The 2,045-nt window shown below is 37.7% G+C and carries 3 protein-coding genes; all 3 read right to left on the bottom strand.

Going from position 1 to position 2,045, the window contains the following annotated elements; all coding sequences use genetic code 11:
* A partial coding sequence (locus ON09_RS23485; protein WP_010603513.1) for an AI-2E family transporter occupies positions 1-386 on the bottom strand: 386 nt, incomplete at its 3' end.
* 78 nt (positions 387-464) lie between these two features.
* A complete protein-coding gene (locus ON09_RS23480) occupies positions 465-1,412 on the bottom strand; it encodes an aldo/keto reductase (RefSeq protein ID WP_010603512.1) in 948 nt (315 codons plus the stop codon).
* Positions 1,413-1,685: 273 nt separating this feature from the next.
* The coding region (locus ON09_RS23475; RefSeq protein ID WP_010603511.1) for an MnmC family methyltransferase at positions 1,686-2,045 on the bottom strand (360 nt) is incomplete at its 5' end.

Here is a 2,045-nt window from a genome sequence, read left to right as displayed (position 1 = left end):
CTATCGTTTAAATAAGCAAGTTGCTTTTCGGAATTTACGTGGAATGTTTTCGAGATCCATTGCTGCAATTCATGGTAAGAAACATTTGCCTTTTTCTTCAACAGCGGCCAATCTGCCCATAAATCACTCAATTGATTTCCAAAAAAATAGATAATGCCGCTAATTACTGCAATCATTAATATTACAGCTAAAATAGTAGATAGACCGCGTTTAAATCTAAATCGCTGCTCTAGAAAGTTACCAACTGGGAGCAATAAAATTGCCATCAAAAATGAAAACAGGAGTGGTGCCAGTAGTGTCTGACCTAAAATTGCGATGTAAGTTAGGCTAATTAAACAAAAAAGTACAAGTGCTAACTTGGGTAGGAAGGTCAGTTTTTCTCTCATGGTATTTTAATCCTGTTTAATACAAAATGCCCGATTAATTGTTTTATTAATCGGGCATTTAAATATAATGGATTATTTCTAATAGATACTAGCTTTATCTAAAAGTGAAATATCTTCAGCAGTTAATTCTAAATTGGCAGCCTCGGTAAATGACTTTAGCTGTGTTAAATCCGTTACGCTGGCAATGGGGGCCGTAATGGATGGATGGTAAATTAACCATGCTAATGCTACCGAAGCTTGCTCTACCTGATGTTTAGCCGCCACTTCATCCAAAGCACCTAAAATCTTAAAACCTCGTTCTGTTAAAAATTTCTTCACGCCACCACCTCGCTGACTTTTCTTTAAATCATCATCGCTGCGGTACTTTCCGGTTAAAAAGCCACTGGCTAAAGAATAGTAGGTGATTACACCTAAACCATGTTCCAGGCAAATCTTTTCGTGATCTCGTTCAAATTCTTCACGGTCAAACAAATTATAGCCTGGTTGATAAACCTCGTAACGCGGTAAGTTATGATTTGCTGAGGCCAATAAAGATTCTTTCAATCTATCTGCTGAAAAGTTTGAAGCACCAATCCATCTGATTTTGCCATCTTTAATCAGCGTTTCGTAAGCACTTAAGGTTTCTTCAACAGGAGTAGTTTCATCGTCAAAATGTGAAAAATATAAATCGATATAATCGGTTTGTAAACGTGATAACGAATGTTCAACAGCATTAATGATATAGTCTTTTCGTAATGACTTACCACTTCCCATATCTGAACCAACTTTGGTTGCAATAACTACTTCCTGGCGCTTATTGTTCTTTTTTAGCCAGTTACCAATAATTGTTTCCGATTCTCCACCTTTATTTCCTGGCACCCAACGCGAATAAACATCGGCAGTGTCTATAAAGTTGAAGCCGCTTTCAATAAAATGGTCTAATATTTCAAATGATTTTTGTTCATCAATTGTCCAGCCGAAAACGTTTCCTCCAAATACAATGGGCGCTATATTTAAATCTGTTTTACCTAAAATTCGTTTTTCCATGATATGCAATTTATTGATGACTTAACAATTCGAAACGAAGCCTGGTTTTCTTTGGGTAGTCTGTTTTTTGTCAGAAATAATTTAAAAAAGCTTGGAAAGCAACTTACCGTTCCATTTTTGCGTCAGTCCCGTTTTCCGCTATACCTTTTAACTATCTTTCGCTGAAGCTCAGGATTATAGTTAAAAGGGTGCCGCTACACCCTGGTTTAAATACATAGGCTTGTGCGATGATGTAAGTTTTTCGGCCCTGGCGTACAGTAAAAATCCTTAGCGTTAAACTAGTGCTTTCACAGCTCTCAACATTTCTCTTTTTCCAGGTGCCCCGGGTAACTTTTCAATGGTAAAGCCATTTGCTTTCACAGCACGTTTAAGTTTTCCTGTAATGGCATAGGTAACAAAAGTGCCGCCCGGCTTTAAGAAACTGCAGGCATGGGCGATCATTGCGTCGCTCCACATTTCGGGTTGATGCTGCACCGAAAAAGCATCATAATAAATCACATCGAACTTTTTATCAGCCTTAAATTCTGCTAATGTAGTGTGTGGGATTTCTAAAATGCATAACGGTGAAATATTTTGCGGTTTAATTAAAGCCAGGTCATAGTTTGCTGTAAAGTCATTCCAGAGTGTGTACGT

Origin of the sequence: Pedobacter agri PB92, assembly GCF_000258495.1 — a bacterium.
Taxonomy (GTDB): domain Bacteria; phylum Bacteroidota; class Bacteroidia; order Sphingobacteriales; family Sphingobacteriaceae; genus Pedobacter; species Pedobacter agri.
This window is presented reverse-complemented; position numbering and strand designations above follow the sequence as displayed.

Coding starts and splice junctions, on each gene's coding strand:
- ON09_RS23480 (WP_010603512.1), bottom strand. CDS start 1,412: ATGGAAAAACGAATTTTAGGTAAAACAGATTTAAATATAGCGCCCATT.